Annotated in this window: 1 protein-coding gene; it reads right to left on the reverse strand. The window is 32.3% G+C overall.

Annotation, left to right across the window (positions count from 1 at the left end):
* Nucleotides 1-232: 232 nt before the first annotated feature.
* The gene (locus tag ABDZ53_RS11065) at nucleotides 233-2,215 is read right to left on the reverse strand and encodes a beta-galactosidase (RefSeq protein ID WP_343756532.1); all 1,983 of its coding nucleotides are present in this window, start codon (nucleotides 2,213-2,215) and stop codon (nucleotides 233-235) included.
* Nucleotides 2,216-2,381 lie beyond the last annotated feature (166 nt).

Raw genomic sequence — 2,381 nt, forward strand, 5'->3', positions numbered from 1 at the left:
AGCGGGCAAAATCGCACTGTTAACAAGGAAAAGTAGTAAACCGGTTAGGTTTTGACACCCTAACCATATTATAATAACTAAAAAAATAACAAATATTAGATTAAATTATTACAATAATATGAACCTTGAGAAGGGGATTTAATTTTTCAGGTTATAGCATTTTAAAACTGATATTATAAAAACATTTATGTTACTTTATATTTTAATTTGCTTCTAACTTGATTGTGTACAGTTATTCTAGCGTTAGCACTAGGTATTTATAAGGAGCTAAAGTATGAATACCTTTTTCGAAAATTTCATTATCAATTAAATTTTTAAATGATTTATTTAATTGAATTTCTTTTTCCTCTCTTGATAAATTTACCATCCAGTATTGGAAATCATTATTATTTATATCCACTCTATTAAAAACTATCACTTCTTCTGAGGTTTCTATAATTTCGTTTATTCTAAATTCACTGGCATAATGCTGTATTAACTCTTTCATCAGCTCTTCACTTACGTGAGCACCTAGATATACCAGCAAACCTTTACCGATTTTTTTTTCAACTAAAAATGATTGACCTTGCGCTGTATGTGATGTCACCTTACCCTTAGAAAATTTTTCATCAATTTCTATCAGGGTATTCAAACCATTTAATTCAGAAAATATACCCATTGCTTTACCAGTTACCTGTTTATTCTTGCTAAAGAATTGTATAGAAGATTTTAAATTAAGTAGTTCCCCTAGTCGCCCTAGTCCATTATCCGTGTGCCAATGGTGTTCTTCTGTACGGTCTCCTGACATAGGACCAACGAACCATATTCCCCCTTTTTTCATAAATTCAACCGCTCTGTTAAAATAATCTTCAGATATATTGTGCATAAAAGGTGAGAAGAGTACTTCTGTTCCATTTAACTCGTGTCCTTCTGGTATTATTTTTCTGTGAATATTAAGATCTAGAAAGTGTTTGTGAAATGAATTCATCAATTCCTTGTAGTTATATACTCCCCCATGTTCATTATCAATGAAAGTACGAGCACGATCCGAATAAGTGATTGATACTTTAGGTTCGATTAATACTGTTTCACTAATAAGTGGTTTTATGCATTTAAATAATTGACTAACCTTCAAAACGGAATCATATCCGATAGTTTTGTCTCCCCAAGAACTAACTACGGAACCATGAGGCTGTTCACAACCAGAACGCTGTCCCCTAAAAGGCCAGTAAGTAAAAGCAGAAGTACCAGAAGCATAGGTTACAAAACTCTCTGCTTCAACATAACCATAATCATGCATACTACCATAGTTCTCCAAATGACCATTATGAGATGTACTAGTTTCAAGTAGCATCGTATATCTTGTATCATTTCTAATGTAACGCCATCTTTCATGGTTCAAAACAAAATTCTCATAATGTTCGACAGGTGTATAGGTGTCAAAACTCATAAAATCAATTTCGTTTCCGATAAGTTCATTATCAACATCGAAAAACATACCAGTGTTGTGAGTGACTGGAATATCCGAATGGTTTTTGATGATTTTCACTTGTTCCCTAACAAATTCTGCAAGTTTTTCATGAAGAAAACGCTTATAATTCAAAAGTAAAGAACTATTGTGTATAAAGGGAGTAGGTAAAGGTTGAACTACTTGATTAAAATCAAAATATTCTTGACTCCAAATTTTTGTTCCCCATCTATTATTTAAATTCTCTACTGTTAAATATTTATTCTCTAACCATTCACTCCATAATTTTTTGCAATCAAAATCAAGACAATGCCCTGTATGAGCCTTAAATTCATTATCTAACTGAATAGCAACGACATGATTGTATTTTTTTACTACCTGCATCATTTTGTCTACTAGTAAATTTGCACGTTCTCTAAAATATTTATTGTTTGTACAAATGTGCTGTCTTGAACCATGATGCATTCTTTGGCCATTACTGTTAACATTCAACCTTTCAGGGTGATTATGTGTTAACCATATAGGAGGTGTGGGTGTGGGTGTGCATACGACTACTTTAATTCCTCTTTCTCTAGTTAATTCTAGAGATCTTTCAAGAACGGAGAAATCATAGTTACCAGGAGTAGGTTCAAATGTTGACCATGCAAATTCTCCCATTCTAGCTAAATTCATCCCAAGCTCTTTCATATGGTCATAATCTTCAATCATTATGTCATCTGACCACAATTCAGGATACACACAAGCACCATAGTAAATATTATTTTCCATATAAGTATAGATTCCTTTCTAAATTTAATTTTTACTTAACTCAAGTTTTGCAGTTGAATATCCAGGTTTAACCCTTGCGGTTATTGAAACTCCTTATAAATAATTATCAAAAAACACACAAAAAGACACCTCTCTTTGGTAAAATGTAGTCACCACAACAACATTC

This window comes from Alkalibacterium iburiense (assembly GCF_039521845.1).
Taxonomy (GTDB): domain Bacteria; phylum Bacillota; class Bacilli; order Lactobacillales; family Carnobacteriaceae_A; genus Alkalibacterium; species Alkalibacterium iburiense.

Excerpts from the sequence above, each read along its gene's own strand:
- ABDZ53_RS11065 (WP_343756532.1), bottom strand. The coding sequence starts at position 2,215 with ATGGAAAATAATATTTACTATGGTGCTTGTGTGTATCCTGAATTGTGG.